Source organism: Paraflavitalea speifideaquila (genome assembly GCF_032395985.1).
GTDB classification, from domain to species: Bacteria; Bacteroidota; Bacteroidia; order Chitinophagales; family Chitinophagaceae; genus Paraflavitalea; species Paraflavitalea speifideaquila.
This window is the reverse complement of record NZ_CP135920.1, coordinates 759,291-773,859: the sequence shown is the minus strand read 5'-3', so window position 1 is coordinate 773,859 and position 14,569 is coordinate 759,291. Positions and strand designations below refer to the sequence as shown.

Genomic DNA, 14,569 nt, shown 5'->3' with positions numbered 1-14,569 from the left:
TCAACTCAAGATAAATATGCGACTCTGCATAATGTATTGCCGGCAGCATTTACCCTATGAACGGCTTTGCTCAAATGATCCTTTCATCATTCCATAAGCCAACTCGTAAAACTACGAAACCGGACTGCCTATCCAAATCCATCGCCTCCAGGTAGCATACCAGACATGCTTTCTCTATTGCCTAAAACGTTTGTATATGGGACAGTTTAATGTCTCTACAAGTGCATATAACAGGTATATATAGGTTGCAACAGCCTGTTCATAGGCTTATTTTTCGCAAAAACTACAGCCCTTTGCCAATAAAAAAGCCGTCACGATGGAAATCGTACGGCTGTAGTCACATGAGAAAATTCTACGCTTTAAACTCTTTTCTTAATCTCTTTTTGCAAAAATGGCTGTTTGGCCCTGCAAGTTAGCTTGCTCCTGTTATCCCGCCTTTATGTCAAGTTTACCCTACCGTTAAGAATAGAATACACAAGGAAAAGAAAGGACCACCCATTAGGAAATGCTTATATAACAAAGAGTTGCAATCTTAATATTGCCATTTTACTAATTTTTCGTAAATTATGATACACACAAGCGCTTGCCGTGCTAAGTAAAATGATCATATTATGGCTCCTTTTGGCTACCACCCAACCTATTCTTGCTAAGGCACAGTACCCAATTACCACTATTCAATTCGATTTTTGCGGTTCTCCTATTCAATTTGAGTTTGACAAAGACAATCTTCAACCCACGCCATCACCTTTATCACAACAATCCATCCAATCATTCTATAGCAGCATCAATACCGAATATTACCAGCCCATGGTGAACGCCTTGCTGATGTACAAGGAAAAATACAAACCCGATGATTGGCTATTTTATCAATTGATCCGCAAAACTGCCCAATACATTAGCCCCAAGGCCGATGATTATATCAGGTATACCCTTTACAAATGGTTCCTCCTCACCCAAACCGGTTATGATGCCATGTTGACAATATCAGGCAACCGCATGCTCTTTTATATACGTTGCAATGAAGACGTTTATAATATTCCTACCCGTACAAGCAATGGTAAACAATACGTTTGCCTCAATTATCATGATTACGGGGAGATAGATTTTAAAAAGAGGTATTCACTGCCATAGACATTCCCGGTATTCCTGCAGAAAAGATATTCTCCTATAAAATCCGCCACCTACCCGAATTCAATCCTCACGACTACCAGGAAAAGGACCTCCATTTTACCTACTACGACAATGACTACCATTTTAAAGTAAAACTAAACCCACAAATAATCACCCTATTTACCAACTACCCAACCGTTGACTACGAATTTCAACTCAACATCCCCTGAGTAAAGAAACCTACCAATCACTAATTCCTTTGCTCAAGAAAAATGTGCGGCGCATGAGCACCAAAAACGGCGTAGATTATCTTATGCGGTTTACTCGCTATGCCTTCCTCTTTGAAACTGACTCCAAAAACTTTGGTACCGAAAAGCGACTTTCGCCCGAGCAAACCTTATTTTACGAACAAAGTGATTGCGAGGACCGCGTAGCATTATTCTTTTACCTGGTAAAAGAAATTTACAACCTGCCCATGATTGTCCTGGCTTATCCCAAGCATGTCACCATTGCTGTACAGTTTGATAAACCGAGGGGTAAGTCCATCGTCTATAATGGCAACAAATACTCTATTTGTGAGCCTACCCCTCAAAAGAAGATCTGCCTATTGGCCACTCCCTGGCCAGCCTGCGTAACATACCCTATGAAGTCGTGTACCACTATTCTCCACAGCCAGGCAGTGAGTCCTATAAACCGTAAAGCTATCCCACAAAAAAAGACCGCTTCCAGAGAAGCGGCCCTTCAATACTAAATACGTTATTGTTCAATACTTAGAACTTTGTCCAGCCTTTATGCCAGTTGGCGTAAGCACCTGCAGGAGCAATAGCACCAATGAAATCCACTTTCTGTATGAAAGGACGGGCAGTTAAGATAGGATCGTCAAAATATGTATTTGAGGCTGTAGGAATAACCAGTGTTGAATTACCAAAAGGTACAAAATCAGCATTGGCATAATCAAAAGGACGCGTATAACGGATATCGTCTACAGTTGCCAAAAATTTGTTCTTGGTATTAGCGTTAAAGGCAGCCGTCAATGAAGCTTCCGTTGTACCAGCTACAGTACCAGGACCCGATACAAAGTTAATTGCCTTTCTGCAACCAGCTATTACCACACCACTTAACTGCAGTGTTTTTGCTGTCAGGTAATTTTCGGAGGTAGAAGTACCATCCTTATCGCTGATCTCAATGCCTGAAGGCCAACCAACAATGGCAGTATTAAAGAGAGAGATAGAAGAATTACGTCTGATCTGTGCAGCCGATCCCAGATAATTGGTGCTACCTACATTATTCAGAGTAGCCAAAGGGCCAAAAGCAGATACATTACAGAATACAGCCTTTGTTTGCGGTGTTACATTCGTACCTGTACTATTATTATCACTTTCAAATGCTTCTGATTTTGAGATGTCGGCAATCAGCGAATCACGTACAATCAAGCCAAATTGCACACTACCACTAAAGCCATTGTCTGTATCAAAATCATCATCCTGTGTTTTGTAAGCGATCAGGTATTTACAATTCACTGTACCGCCAAACCACTCGTATGCATCATCTTTTGCATAAGTTACCTGCACGTGGTCAATCACTGTTTTACGTCCAACAGCAGCCATGGTAAGGCTGTTTACCTCTTTATCGGGTTGGAAAGCGTATCCTGCATATTCAATACGTACATAGCGCAGTACGCCTGAACTGTCATCATCATTTGGAGTAGTACCGCCACCGGCCAACGCATCACCATTACCATTATTGATACCACCTTCTACTTCAAAAATACCAGGACCACCTCCTGTGCCAGTGAATGTAGTATTGATACTTGCATTACCGCAAATTACAATACCACCCCAATCGCCAGAAGCAGGAGCGGGCGAATTAGAGGTAAATACGATCGGGTTTTCTACTGTACCATTAGCTACGAGCTTTGAACCGCGTGTAATTACCAATACAGCCACATCAGAACCTGAATAAGCTCCTTTGATCACAGTACCTGGCTCAATGGTCATTGTATGGTTACCTACCAGGTATACTTTATCCTTCAGAATATAAGTATTTACTTTACGCAGAACAGTGTCCGCATTAATACGGCCGGTCAGGGTAATCGTTACTCCGGGGTTATTACCACCACCGCCACCAGGCACAATAATCACTTCTTTTTCTCCGTCCGTTTCAATTTTACGGCAGCCTGCAATAAGAAGTGCCGAAAATGCGGCGAGGAAAAAATCTTCTTTTTCATATTCTTGTATTTGTATTTTAAAGAGATTATAATATAGAGTAGTTAAAGGTTACACCGATGGTAGTGCCGAACTTCCGTGTAAACCGGTAGGGGTCTTTATCTTTCTGCAAACTATTCTTACCGCCGGCATTCTGATAGAAATACTGTGTACGGTTCAGGATGTCAGATACATTTACACGAATCTCTCCCTTGCTTTTCAGCACTTTCTTAGCCATTTGGAAATCGAGTACCGGCCTGGGCGCTTCGTAAATATCAGGAGCACCTGCACCAGCACTGATATCACCTACCAGGTAAATACGTTCTCCAATTTGGTTAAACAATAAGGTGGCATTGAACCCATGCTTTTGCAGATCATAATTCAAGCCCAGGTTCAACAGATAGGGCGATTGTCCCTGCATCGGCCTATCGATCTCAATACCTTGTATATTGGCTTGCACCCGGCTTTTAATATAAGCCGCGTTTGCTTGTAAAGTGAAATTTTTCAATGCAGAGGAGAAGTCCAACTTCTTACGGAATTCAACTTCCGCACCATAAGAGATGGCTTTATCTGTATTCTGGAAGTTAAAGGTGCTGGCACCGCCACTACCTTCATTATATATCTGCTCAATAGCTTTATCAAAATATTTATAGAATACACCAAACGTAAATACCTCGCCGGCCTTAGGATACAACTCATAGCGGAGATCCAAATTCGTTGCTTTTGTTCTTTTCAAAGAAGGATTACCCTGTACAGAAGCATTCAATTCAAAATCATACAGGTTCAGGAATGAAAGCTCACGCAATTCGGGCCTGATCACCGTTTGAGAACCTGACAAACGGATATTGGTTTTCTCATTCAGTTTATAAGTAGCATTCAACCCAGGCAACCAGTCAAGCACCTCACTGTGCGTATGACGGGGGTCCCATTTCTTTACACTACCCACCAGCTGATCATAATTCTCAACACGCACACCCCATACTACCCGGAACTTATTACTAAACTGGTTATCAAATTGTAAGAACCCTGCATTCATTATCGTATTCGCTAAATAACGGAAAGAGTTTCCTTTGATAGCATCAAACCCAAACATAGTGCTCCTGGGAGCGCCGTCACCAAAGTTTTCTGAAGCAAATACTTTATCAGCTGGTAACTGCCTTAGTGAGGCATTGTCCAGCGGAAGATAATTCGCAAACAGTTTCGCATCATACAAGCGGTCTTTGATCTGCAACATATAACCACCCTTCACCGTTTGGCGCTGGCCAAACATATCAAAATTATAAGCCAGGTCGCCACCAGCTGTATATATATAGTCACTCAGGTTCTGAAAAATACGGCTGCCGCTTTCCTGAGAAAGAGAGTTACCTATTAACAGGCTATAAGGATCTTGGGTGTCGGTAGTCCGTGTATATACAATACGACGTTGGTCAGGGCTATAACCATCCAGTATATTAAAAGCGCCATACCATTTCAGTTTCAACGGAGCAAACAGCGTATGTTCACCCGTCAACTGAGTAGTAAAGAAGGTATTTTGCTTGAAGGTCATTTCACTACCCCTTACATCATTCGTCCGGTCAAAATCAAGCCCATTACGATTAGTAAAGTAATTGACGGAATTAATATTGATGATCGATTTCACTGATACCTTATTACGCGGGTTCAATTGTACACTTAAGCTGGCCAAAGCACCTGCCAATACATCTTGTGAATACCTATCATCATTATAAGCATAGTTCTTACTGATGGTTGAACCATTAATATTATTCCGCTGGTTCAGCATATCGATAAAGCGGTTAGTCTTATTATAAGTAATACCAAAACTACCGCCCACCGTTTTATTGAACACCTTGGTGGTAAATCCACCGTTGGCTTGGAACGAAGCATTCAGAGGAGCATTGGAGGTAGTAGCAGTCCATACATTAGGCATTTGCTTACCCATGGCTGTTTTTTCAGCAGGTGCAAGAATATCAAAATTAGATTTGGTGGTATATCCTGGAGGTAATCCCCGTGCACCATCATCTATACCCAACCAGTCCCAGCTTCCACCTTTTGCTTTGTAAAAGTCTTTCCCAATTGTTTGCGTATTGAAACCAGTACCTATCTGTACATTCAAAAAGTTTTGAGAAGGAATATCTTTTGTATTTACCTGGATAAGACCACCAGCCCATTCGCCGGGATACTCTGGCAAGAAGGCTTTATTGATAACAATATTATCAATCATGGGGGCAGGTATCAGGTCGAAAGAGAAGGTCTTACGGTCGGGTTCTGTACTGGTAAGGAGGATACCATTTAGCATGGCCTGGTTGTACCTGTCGGCCAACCCTCTGATCACCAGGAACTTTCCATCCTGTAAACTGGCGCCCGGAGTTCTTTTCAGTACGTCACCTGTATTTCTGTCCGGAGAACGGCGGATGGTTTCTGCCGATACTACAGAAGCAACTGTACCTGTATTTTTTTGGAAAGCGATCACCGCATTTACCGTTTCAAGACGAGCGGGTGTCCGGCGACTGGTCACAGTCACTGTACTCAATTCTGCGCCCCCTTTCTCCATAATAATAGACAAGTCGCCTACCTGGCCGGCAGTAACTTCTACATCACTCACTACCTTGGCAGCATAACCTACTGCCGTAAAGGTTAATTCATATTTTTATCAGTGGAAAGCGAAAGTGTAAAACGGCCTTCTACATCGGAAGTAGTGCCGCCTGGAGCTCCGGTGACCTTGATCGATACACCTTGAAGAGGTTCATTTTTACTGTTCAGGACTTTACCGGTTATTTTCCCGGTCTGGGCAAAAGAAACAAATGCTGCAAATATAAATGCCACTAACAGGAAGTACTTTTTGCTCACAACAGTCTATTTAATGTGCGGGCAAAAGTATCGGCGTCATATTACCGCCATATTACTACAATGTTAAGGAATTATTAACTGCGCCTTTTGCAGGTCCAATGTTAAGCCAATATTACCATTACATTTTTTAAATGTTATTTATTAGCTCAAAACACACAAAAACATGCTGGATCAACCAACCCGAGGTCTTTGTCCCGGTCTGGATCTGTTAAAATCTGAACTGCAGCCGGCAGGTTAAAACATTGGCGTGAAGATTGGATGCATAGGCAGATAAAGAAGTAGATTCATTGTTCACCCAATCGTACCAGAGCAGTAATTTGAGGTGTTCATTTACATAAAAATTATAACCCAGGCTCCAGGTATCATACCGGATATTCGCAGCTGTAACATTACTACCAGGGTATCCGATCTCTTTACCTTTTACCTCAGTGTTTGGATCATACCAATCATATTTAATACCTATTTGGTGTTTCTTATTAACAATATTTTGCAGCAAGTAAAAGAAGGCTCCATCAAATTTCCTTATATAATAAGGTGAATTGAGCAATAAGCCGGGTGTTTCCGAATTATCAGCAGTCGCTGTTTGCGTACCCCACCAATATTCACCACGCAACTCAGTAGTTCCCCAGCCATGTTTGAGCTTCCATTGCATGTCCATACCCCGGTAATGACGTGGTGCCTCATTATATAAATTGTCTTCCGAAGAGTCTACCACAAACTGCTCTTTCCCATTAATTAGTTCCGTATTGTATACGTATTTGGTGTTTTGTATAAACCCACCTTGTAAAAAAGAAAATCCTGCCGACACAAAGAGATTCTTCGTAATAGGATAAGGTTTTAATGACACCCGGGTGATGATATCCTTGAAGCCATCGTATTCATTGGGCCCCGTTAACCCCTGCCCATTAAAAACGCCCAGGTCCAGTTTAAAGTACCGCCAACCATTCGATCTTCCCCTTGGCTCCAGTGAGCCCATAACACCCAGGTCACGCTCACTCTTCATCAATATTTGCGACATACGCCCCCGCTCAGGTGATTCGCGGTCAACCGACGATACATTCACCTCATACCCAAAAGGCCGCGCAAACATCCCGGCAGTGAAGGAAAACAAGCGCCAATTATTTTCAAAAACACGCCCCCAGAAATCCCGGATATTTACCCCCGCTCTGTACCATCAAACTGAAACACAAACTGGACAAAAGGCTGATTCCTATCATTAAATCGTGTATAATCGAAGCGGATACGCCCCCGCCGTAACATAAACCGGCTATTGGAATGGGGAGCAAAATCACCCCCGTTAAAACTTTCTATCCCTTTGTGATTAGCCACCTGGTACTGCGGCTGCATATAACCGCTGATATTGATCCTGTCAAACTTCTTATAAATGGAAAGCAACCCCTTCCCCACGTCCGTACTGGTATCTACCATGTCCATCAAAAACTGGGCTTTCGACAATTGTGTCGTCATTATCAATACTATAAAAATCCACAACCGGCGGGTGCTTAACAATAATTTCATATATTCATAACATTGCTACAAAGGTAATTTGGAACAAAAAGCTATTGTTAAGAAATTATTACCAATTTACCTCCACTTTAACCGTAGGCTATTAGTTCTATTTTTGCCACCAAATTATAAGGGATATGGGTTTAAACTCGATTATGAAGATTTTTATGCCGAAAGATAAGATCTTCTATACACTGTTCGAACAGGTGGCTGTTACAGTGGCCCAAATGGGCAAATTGATGAAAGATGTGGTTACAGAGCCAGATTTTGATAAAAGGGCTGCCATCATCGCCCAAATTGAGGACATGGAGCATGTAAATGATGATTATACCCACAAGATCTTCACCGAGTTGGGCCGGAATTTCATTACTCCCTTCGACCGGGAAGATATCCACTACCTCGCCACCGCCCTGGACGACATTGCCGATTACATCTTCGCTTCCGCTAAAAGATCAACTTTTATAAGGTAAACCCCAATGATCAGGGCATCCAGAAAATGGCCGACCTGATTGAACAAGGCTCCGAGCAGATCAAAAATGCAGTATTCGAGCTCCGTAATATGCGCAATATGCGGGCCATTACAGATGCCCTGGTTAAAGTAAATAGCATTGAAAATCAGGCAGATGATATCTTCGACTTAAGTATCGACAGGCTGTTTGAAACAGAACCCGATGCCAAAGAAGTTATCAAGAAAAGAGAGATCTATCAGGTAATGGAAATCGTGACCGATAAATGTGAAGATGCAGGGAATGTGATCGAGTCCATCATTATCAAATACGCGTAATTAATTTGAGAATGTGACAATGTGTTAATTTGAAAATGAAGCCCCGAAGGCCATAGCATTACTAAACAATTTCCCCGCTCAAAAATTTGAAGCAATAAAATTTGACAAGATGGTCTTCCAACAGTCATTTTCAAATTTTCAAATCTTCAAATTTTCAAATTCCACCATATGACTTTCCTGGTTATCATCATCATACTGGCGCTGGTATTCGACTATATCAACGGATTTCATGATGCCGCTAATTCCATTGCCACCATTGTTTCTACCAAAGTACTCACCCCTTCCAGGCTGTGATCTGGGCTGCAGTATTCAACTTTGCCGCCTTCTTTATTGCCAAATACTGGATCGGTGAGTTCAAGATCGGGATGTCTTTTGCCAAATCCATCAATTCCCATTTCATTACCTTGCCCGTGATCTTTTCGGCCCTCGTGGCAGCTATCTGCTGGAACCTCCTTACCTGGTGGTTCGGTATCCCCTCCTCTTCTTCCCATACCCTGCTTGGTGGATTCATGGGCGCAGCCATTGCCCATGTAGGTGGCCTCTCTTCTGGTGGTTTTGATGTGATCAACTACAGTGTGGTAGTACCTATCTTCTTGTTTATATTTGGTGCCCCCTCATCGGTATGACCATGGCCCTCATTATCACCCTTATTATTGTGAACTTGTGCCGTAAGGCCAATCCTTATAAAGCCGAAAGCTGGTTCCGTCGGCTGCAGCTCGTTTCCTCCGCCCTATTCAGCCTTGGCCACGGTAGTAATGACGCCCAAAAAGTACTGGGCCTCATCGCCGCAGCCATGGTAGCCAACGGAAGCCTGGATAGCGTTAAAAACGTGCCCGACTGGGTGCCTCTGGCCTGCTTTACCGCCATTGCCTTCGGTACCATGAGTGGTGGCTGGAAGATTGTAAAGACCATGGGCTCCCGTATTACCAAAGTAACTCCACTGGAAGGCGTTGCCGCTGAAACAGCCGGCGCTGCCACCTTGTTCTTAACAGAACACCTCGCCATACCGGTCAGTACAACACATACCATCACCGGCGCCATCATGGGCGTAGGCGCCACCAAACGCTTATCGGCTGTACGTTGGGGGTAACCATTAACCTCCTCTGGGCCTGGATACTTACCATTCCCGTAAGCGCCTTGCTGGCCGCTATTGTATATTATATTGTAAAACTCTTTTTATAGAAGAACTTCCTTCCAAGAAGTCCTGCCCGTTTCACGACCGGCAGGACTTCTTGTTTTAAGGCCATTCCAGTACAGCTTACTCCAGATTTTTTACTATTTTGGCAAATAATCAATGACTTTTGCGCACAAACAACCAGATCTAATAAACCGCGTGTAGTAATTTTTGCTGTACAAAAGAAACTACTATACCGAGATTCCATCTGGCCAAAATAAAATAACAGATGAAAGGAATTATACTGGCAGGAGGTTCCGGAACACGTTTACACCCCATTACCTACGCCATCAGTAAACAGATCATGCCTATTTATGATAAGCCCATGATCTATTACCCCTTGTCCACCCTGATGCTGGCCGGTATCCGGGAAATACTGATCATTTCCACTCCTTACGACCTGCCACAATTCAGCAGGTTGCTGGGCGACGGCTCCAAACTGGGGCTTAAATTCTCCTATGCGGAACAGGCTATACCCAATGGACTGGCCCAGGCCTTTGTAATTGGCGCCGATTTTATCGGACAGGACAATGTAGCCCTCGTATTGGGCGATAACGTATTCTACGGTGCTGGACTGGGTGAGCAACTGGCTAAAAATACCCAGCCCAATGGTGGCATTGTATATGCCTACCATGTAAGCGATCCCGAGCGTTATGGCGTAGTAGAGTTTGATAAGCAAAAACAGGTGATCTCTATTGAAGAAAAACCATTAAAGCCCAAAAGCAACTATGCTGTTCCCGGCCTCTACTTTTATGACAATGAGGTAGTAAAAATTGCCCGCGAACTGCAACCTAGCCCAAGGGGTGAGTACGAGATCACCGATGTAAACAAAGAATACCTTAAACGCAAGCAGCTAACCGTATCCATTCTCGACCGCGGTACTGCCTGGCTCGATACCGGCACCTTCGATTCCCTGATGCAGGCTTCACAGTTTGTACAAGTCATTGAACAACGCCAGGGCATCAAGATAGCCTGCATCGAAGAAATAGCTTACCGAAAAGGATTTATTTCAAAGGAACAACTGGAAGCAATGGCGCAACCCTTGCTCAAAAGTGGTTACGGTCAATACCTGATGAATGTGCTGAAGGAAAAAAACGAATAGGGGTCGTGCGAAATAAGCTGTCAGGCAGTAGCTCCGCCACAGGACGGGTGGTTTTACTACTTGTAGCTCGGCGCCCAAACCTCATCGCTTTTTGATGTATTGCCTGATTAATCCTAATTTGCGGTCGAATTCACTTCCTGAACAATACCGTACCCCTTACAGGAGTTTAATAGAACTATTTTAGTAAAACAATTTTCAACCTGGTCTTTGATAATTCAAGGCTCTGTCAGATGACGCGATTCCTGCTTACTCAGGCAGCATTGATCATTGACCACTCACCATTCACATACGATGAGTAAAATTCTTGTTACAGGCGGATGTGGCTACATCGGTTCACATACCATAGTAGACCTGGTAGAAAACGGATATGAGGTTATTTCAGTTGATAATAACTCACGTTCCACACCCCGCATTTTTGAAGGCATTGAAAAATAACCGGCAAAAGGATCAAAAACTATAAGGTAGACCTTTGCAATTTTGATGATACGTTTGCCATTTTCCAGGAAAATGAAGACATATCAGGCATCATTCATTTCGCTGCCTATAAAGCGGTAGGAGAGTCCGTGGAGCAGCCCCTAATGTATTTTGAGAACAACCTGGTATCGCTCATCAACCTGCTCAAATGCGTGCAGGAGTTCAACATTCCCCATTTTGTATTCTCTTCCTCCTGTACCGTATACGGCAACCCCGATAAGATACCGGTAACCGAAATGACGCCCCCAAACCAGCAGAATCGCCGTATGGGTATACCAAGCAAATGGGTGAGCAGATCATCAATGAATTTTCCAAAGCCAATGCCGCACAATGTGTGTTATTGCGCTATTTTAACCCAGTTGGCGCCCACCCCTCTATCTTAATTGGTGAACTGCCTATTGGCAAACCCGCCAACCTGGTACCCGCCATTACCCAAACTGCCATTGGCAAACTGCCTTTGATGCAGGTTTATGGCGATGATTATGATACCCGTGATGGCTCCTGCGTACGCGATTTTATCCATGTAAGCGATATCGCCCATGCCCATACCCTGGCCATCCAATTCCTGGAAGAAGGCAAAAGCACCAAACGCTGTGAGGTGTTTAACCTGGGCAGTGGCAATGGCTTTACCGTACTGGAAGCCATTAAAACTTTTGAAAAAGTAAGCGGTGTACACCTCAATTATGTAATAGGCCCTCGCCGCCCCGGTGATGTAATAGCCATTTATGCCAATAATGACTTTGCAGTGAAAACCCTGGGATGGAAATTAAAATATTCCCTGGAAGATATGCTCCTTACCGCCTGGAAATGGGAGCAGCGTCTCAAAACCGACGAAAAATTCTACCAGAGCAAACCCGCAGATTTAAATTAGACCGGAAGACCGCCAGTCAGTAAGTCCGAAAGAAGGAGACACTTTGCACAATAATGTATTTTCGGACTTCCGGACTTTCCGACTTTTCGGACTTATATTTGCACCACCAAATTTTGATCATGCTGAAAGAGATACAGCCCACCGGGCAAAAGATACAAGAAGTGGATTTGGCGATGGCATTGCAGAAGCTGCCCGCAAAAATCCCAATATCGTAGCCTTAACAGCCGACCTGGCAGGCTCGTTAAAACTCAATCAATTCATTAAAGAATTCCCTGAGCGTTTCGTTCAGTGCGGTATTGCCGAAGCCAATATGATTGGCATTGCTGCCGGATTAACCATTGGCGGTAAAATTCCTTACACCACTACTTTTGCCAATTTCTCTACTGGCCGTGTTTATGACCAGATCCGTCAGTCAGTAGCCTATTCCGGAAAGAATGTAAAAATATGCGCTTCTCATGCCGGTTTAACCCTGGGAGAAGATGGCGCTACCCACCAGATATTGGAAGATATTGGTATGATGAAAATGTTGCCCGGCATGACCGTGATCGTGCCTTGCGACTATAACCAAACCAAAGCAGCTACCCTGGCCATTGCCGATTACCAGGGTCCTGTATACCTCCGTTTTGGTCGTCCTGTATGGCCCATTTTTACCAAGGTAGAAGACTTTGTGATTGGTAAAGCACAGGTATTCTCCGAAGGTACCGATGTTTCCATCTTCGCTTGTGGTCACATGGTATGGAAAGCCATTGAAGCCGGCGTGATCCTCCAGGAAAAGGCATCAGCGTGGAAGTGATCAACATCCACACCATTAAGCCACTGGACACCGAAGCAGTGATCAAATCCATCAGCAAAACCAAATGCGCTGTTACTGTCGAAGAGCACAACATCATTGGTGGCCTGGGCGATTCCATTGCACAGGTAGCTGCCCGCAACCTGCCCATCCCTATTGAGTATGTGGGCACCAACGATACCTTTGGCGAAAGTGGTACCCCTACCCAATTGCTGGAAAATATGGCCTGTCTACACCACATGTCGTGGAAGCAGCCCAGAAAGTAATAAAACGTAAATAACCCTTCCAGGGTTTAACCCATATTGCAGGCCCCGGTTAAAAACCGGGGCTTTTTATTGCCTGGTACCAATCAGCTACTTTTTGTTCTCCAACCTAATAGATATTATAAAATACAACCATATGAAATAGCTGACGAGGACCTGTAGAGGACATACAGAGGACCTGACGAGGACCTGATGAGAACCAAACCCTAAGATCATGGTAGGATGATCCACATACCACCCATATAATACCCACTAAACACACCCTACATAACCACCAGGTACAGCATAGCGACTAGCTAGCCGGGAGCGGGTGTTCAGGCTATTCCAGTAGAATACGTAGAGAATATCCAGGCTATTAGCCATGCATAAAGCCCAGCTTTCCCTCCAATTCGGGATGGAGGGCAGGCAGTTTTCTCCGCTCTATTAAAAGCTGGTAAGACGGGCTATTTCTGCGAAAATGTAATGTTTATCCAAAGCCCCTTTGAGGTAATCGCGGCCTGTACTGCCGCCAGTGCCAATACGAGTACCGATCATACGGTGCACCATATTCATGTGGCGGTAACGCCAGGTACTCAGCTGCTCATCGATCTCCAGCAGGTTATTCAGCAATTGAAAGGGAAGCTGTAGAATGGGGTATCCCCGGTACAACATGATAAACAAAGCCGCCCGGCAGGCCCGGGGCTCAATCTTCTTTCCTCATTGACAGAAGCATCATCAAATACCCCATCAAAGAAAGCCTGGTTCTCCTGTTCGGCAGTGGCCAGGCTGGTTATGTAAATATGCCGGTAATCGTTCCAGAAATTTTTCGCTTCATCCACAAAAGGCATCCGCTCCAACCAGTCATTCAGCAATTCAATAAACGACCTTTCCGATTCCACTTGCCTGATGAGGTCTACCTGTTCCTGTCGCAATTGCGAAACATAATATTGCTGACCAAAACGATGTTGATATTTCAAACCCAACTTAGCTTCCAGTATCTTGAATTGCCAACTTTGAAATCCCGAAGCGGGCCGCAACATATCACGAAAATCAAGGAAGTCCATTGGCGTCATCGTTTCCATGATATCGATCTGCTGCACCAGCACTTTGAGGATAGATACCATGCGGGATAAGCGATGCACTACTGTTTGCAATTCCGGTGAGTTATCATTCACCGAAGGCTTCTTCATAATACCAGCCACAGAATCTACTTCATACAACAATTGTTTGAACCAAAGTTCATAAGCCTGGTGAATAATGATGAACAACATTTCATCATGAGCAGGTTGCTGTAACTTTTCACTTTCCGGCAACTGCGCTCCCAGTATCTTATCCAACTGCAAGTAATCGCTGTAATGTACATCCTGATGGGCCATGTGTATCTTATTATATGGACTTTTACTTTCTGTTATTCCAACCAAAAGAAGTAATCCACTATCCTAGCAAAGGAATTACCGATTGCTGA

At 43.9% G+C, this 14,569-nt stretch carries 20 protein-coding genes; 13 read left to right on the top strand and 7 right to left on the bottom strand.

Annotated features, from left to right (window positions below):
- Positions 1-600: 600 nt before the first annotated feature.
- On the top strand, positions 601-1,131 hold the full coding sequence (locus tag RS881_RS05515) for a hypothetical protein (protein ID WP_315820151.1): 531 nt from the start codon (positions 601-603) through the stop codon (positions 1,129-1,131).
- Between the two features lie 262 nt (positions 1,132-1,393).
- Complete coding sequence (locus RS881_RS05510; protein ID WP_315820150.1) at positions 1,394-1,861, top strand: hypothetical protein; 468 nt, start codon at positions 1,394-1,396, stop codon at positions 1,859-1,861.
- A 19-nt stretch (positions 1,862-1,880) separates the two neighbouring features.
- Here RS881_RS05510 and RS881_RS05505 read toward each other — a convergent pair whose 3' ends face one another.
- The 5 genes from RS881_RS05505 to RS881_RS05485 all read right to left on the bottom strand — a co-directional run bounded on the left by RS881_RS05505 (position 1,881) and on the right by RS881_RS05485 (position 7,679).
- Entirely contained in the window at positions 1,881-3,251 is a 1,371-nt protein-coding gene (locus tag RS881_RS05505) for a beta-helix domain-containing protein (RefSeq protein ID WP_315820149.1), read from the bottom strand.
- A 112-nt stretch (positions 3,252-3,363) separates the two neighbouring features.
- The gene (locus RS881_RS05500; RefSeq protein ID WP_315820148.1) at positions 3,364-5,916 is read right to left on the bottom strand and encodes a TonB-dependent receptor domain-containing protein; all 2,553 of its coding nucleotides are present in this window, start codon (positions 5,914-5,916) and stop codon (positions 3,364-3,366) included.
- A 32-nt stretch (positions 5,917-5,948) separates the two neighbouring features.
- A complete protein-coding gene (locus tag RS881_RS05495; protein ID WP_315820147.1) occupies positions 5,949-6,161 on the bottom strand; it encodes a carboxypeptidase-like regulatory domain-containing protein in 213 nt (70 codons plus the stop codon).
- A 208-nt stretch (positions 6,162-6,369) separates the two neighbouring features.
- Complete coding sequence (locus RS881_RS05490; protein ID WP_315820146.1) at positions 6,370-7,272, bottom strand: porin; 903 nt, start codon at positions 7,270-7,272, stop codon at positions 6,370-6,372.
- A 44-nt stretch (positions 7,273-7,316) separates the two neighbouring features.
- Positions 7,317-7,679 (bottom strand): hypothetical protein, encoded by a 363-nt coding sequence (locus tag RS881_RS05485; RefSeq protein ID WP_315820145.1) that lies wholly within the window; start codon positions 7,677-7,679, stop codon positions 7,317-7,319.
- Between the two features lie 143 nt (positions 7,680-7,822).
- On the opposite strand from RS881_RS05485, the gene RS881_RS05480 reads away from it, so the two are divergent.
- The 11 genes from RS881_RS05480 (at position 7,823) to RS881_RS05430 (ending at position 13,128) form a co-directional block, all read left to right on the top strand.
- Positions 7,823-8,137, top strand: coding sequence for a DUF47 domain-containing protein (locus RS881_RS05480; RefSeq protein WP_315820144.1), 315 nt, complete (start codon positions 7,823-7,825; stop codon positions 8,135-8,137).
- A gap of 26 nt (positions 8,138-8,163) precedes the next feature.
- Complete coding sequence (locus RS881_RS05475) at positions 8,164-8,451, top strand: DUF47 domain-containing protein (RefSeq protein WP_315820143.1); 288 nt, start codon at positions 8,164-8,166, stop codon at positions 8,449-8,451.
- 168 nt (positions 8,452-8,619) lie between these two features.
- A complete protein-coding gene (locus RS881_RS05470) occupies positions 8,620-8,745 on the top strand; it encodes a hypothetical protein (RefSeq protein ID WP_315820142.1) in 126 nt (41 codons plus the stop codon).
- Positions 8,742-9,077 carry an inorganic phosphate transporter gene (locus tag RS881_RS05465; protein WP_315820141.1) on the top strand — a complete coding sequence of 112 codons (336 nt, stop codon included), beginning with the start codon at positions 8,742-8,744 and terminating at the stop codon, positions 9,075-9,077. The genes RS881_RS05470 and RS881_RS05465 overlap by 4 nt, the downstream gene beginning before the upstream one ends.
- A 2-nt stretch (positions 9,078-9,079) precedes the next feature.
- Positions 9,080-9,541 carry an inorganic phosphate transporter gene (locus RS881_RS05460; RefSeq protein WP_315820140.1) on the top strand — a complete coding sequence of 154 codons (462 nt, stop codon included), beginning with the start codon at positions 9,080-9,082 and terminating at the stop codon, positions 9,539-9,541.
- Positions 9,542-9,854: 313 nt separating this feature from the next.
- Positions 9,855-10,727, top strand: a complete 873-nt coding sequence (gene rfbA, locus RS881_RS05455; protein ID WP_315820139.1) for a glucose-1-phosphate thymidylyltransferase RfbA — start codon at positions 9,855-9,857, stop codon at positions 10,725-10,727.
- 291 nt (positions 10,728-11,018) lie between these two features.
- Complete coding sequence (locus RS881_RS05450) at positions 11,019-11,162, top strand: NAD-dependent epimerase/dehydratase family protein (protein ID WP_315820138.1); 144 nt, start codon at positions 11,019-11,021, stop codon at positions 11,160-11,162.
- A complete protein-coding gene (locus RS881_RS05445) occupies positions 11,159-11,584 on the top strand; it encodes a GDP-mannose 4,6-dehydratase (RefSeq protein WP_315824366.1) in 426 nt (141 codons plus the stop codon). Before RS881_RS05450 ends, RS881_RS05445 begins: the two co-directional genes overlap by 4 nt.
- The gene (locus RS881_RS05440) at positions 11,485-12,072 is read left to right on the top strand and encodes an NAD-dependent epimerase/dehydratase family protein (RefSeq protein ID WP_315820137.1); all 588 of its coding nucleotides are present in this window, start codon (positions 11,485-11,487) and stop codon (positions 12,070-12,072) included. Before RS881_RS05445 ends, RS881_RS05440 begins: the two co-directional genes overlap by 100 nt.
- A gap of 43 nt (positions 12,073-12,115) precedes the next feature.
- Entirely contained in the window at positions 12,116-12,865 is a 750-nt protein-coding gene (locus tag RS881_RS05435) for a transketolase family protein (protein WP_315820136.1), read from the top strand.
- The gene (locus tag RS881_RS05430; RefSeq protein WP_315820135.1) at positions 12,856-13,128 is read left to right on the top strand and encodes a transketolase C-terminal domain-containing protein; all 273 of its coding nucleotides are present in this window, start codon (positions 12,856-12,858) and stop codon (positions 13,126-13,128) included. Before RS881_RS05435 ends, RS881_RS05430 begins: the two co-directional genes overlap by 10 nt.
- A gap of 420 nt (positions 13,129-13,548) precedes the next feature.
- On the opposite strand, the gene RS881_RS05425 is transcribed toward RS881_RS05430, so the two are convergent.
- Both RS881_RS05425 and RS881_RS05420 read right to left on the bottom strand, forming a co-directional pair.
- Positions 13,549-13,776, bottom strand: coding sequence for a tryptophan 2,3-dioxygenase family protein (locus RS881_RS05425; RefSeq protein WP_315820134.1), 228 nt, complete (start codon positions 13,774-13,776; stop codon positions 13,549-13,551).
- Positions 13,728-14,480, bottom strand: coding sequence for a tryptophan 2,3-dioxygenase family protein (locus RS881_RS05420; RefSeq protein WP_315820133.1), 753 nt, complete (start codon positions 14,478-14,480; stop codon positions 13,728-13,730). Before RS881_RS05420 ends, RS881_RS05425 begins: the two co-directional genes overlap by 49 nt.
- Positions 14,481-14,569 lie beyond the last annotated feature (89 nt).

Coding starts and splice junctions, on each gene's coding strand:
- RS881_RS05475 (WP_315820143.1), top strand. CDS start 8,164: ATGGCCGACCTGATTGAACAAGGCTCCGAGCAGATCAAAAATGCAGTA.
- rfbA (WP_315820139.1), top strand. CDS start 9,855: ATGAAAGGAATTATACTGGCAGGAGGTTCCGGAACACGTTTACACCCC.
- RS881_RS05480 (WP_315820144.1), top strand. CDS start 7,823: ATGAAGATTTTTATGCCGAAAGATAAGATCTTCTATACACTGTTCGAA.
- RS881_RS05425 (WP_315820134.1), bottom strand. CDS start 13,776: ATGTTGTACCGGGGATACCCCATTCTACAGCTTCCCTTTCAATTGCTG.
- RS881_RS05420 (WP_315820133.1), bottom strand. CDS start 14,480: ATGGCCCATCAGGATGTACATTACAGCGATTACTTGCAGTTGGATAAG.
- RS881_RS05450 (WP_315820138.1), top strand. CDS start 11,019: ATGAGTAAAATTCTTGTTACAGGCGGATGTGGCTACATCGGTTCACAT.
- RS881_RS05440 (WP_315820137.1), top strand. CDS start 11,485: ATGGGTGAGCAGATCATCAATGAATTTTCCAAAGCCAATGCCGCACAA.
- RS881_RS05485 (WP_315820145.1), bottom strand. CDS start 7,679: ATGAAATTATTGTTAAGCACCCGCCGGTTGTGGATTTTTATAGTATTG.
- RS881_RS05470 (WP_315820142.1), top strand. CDS start 8,620: ATGACTTTCCTGGTTATCATCATCATACTGGCGCTGGTATTCGACTAT.
- RS881_RS05515 (WP_315820151.1), top strand. CDS start 601: ATGATCATATTATGGCTCCTTTTGGCTACCACCCAACCTATTCTTGCT.
- RS881_RS05510 (WP_315820150.1), top strand. CDS start 1,394: ATGAGCACCAAAAACGGCGTAGATTATCTTATGCGGTTTACTCGCTAT.
- RS881_RS05460 (WP_315820140.1), top strand. CDS start 9,080: ATGGCCCTCATTATCACCCTTATTATTGTGAACTTGTGCCGTAAGGCC.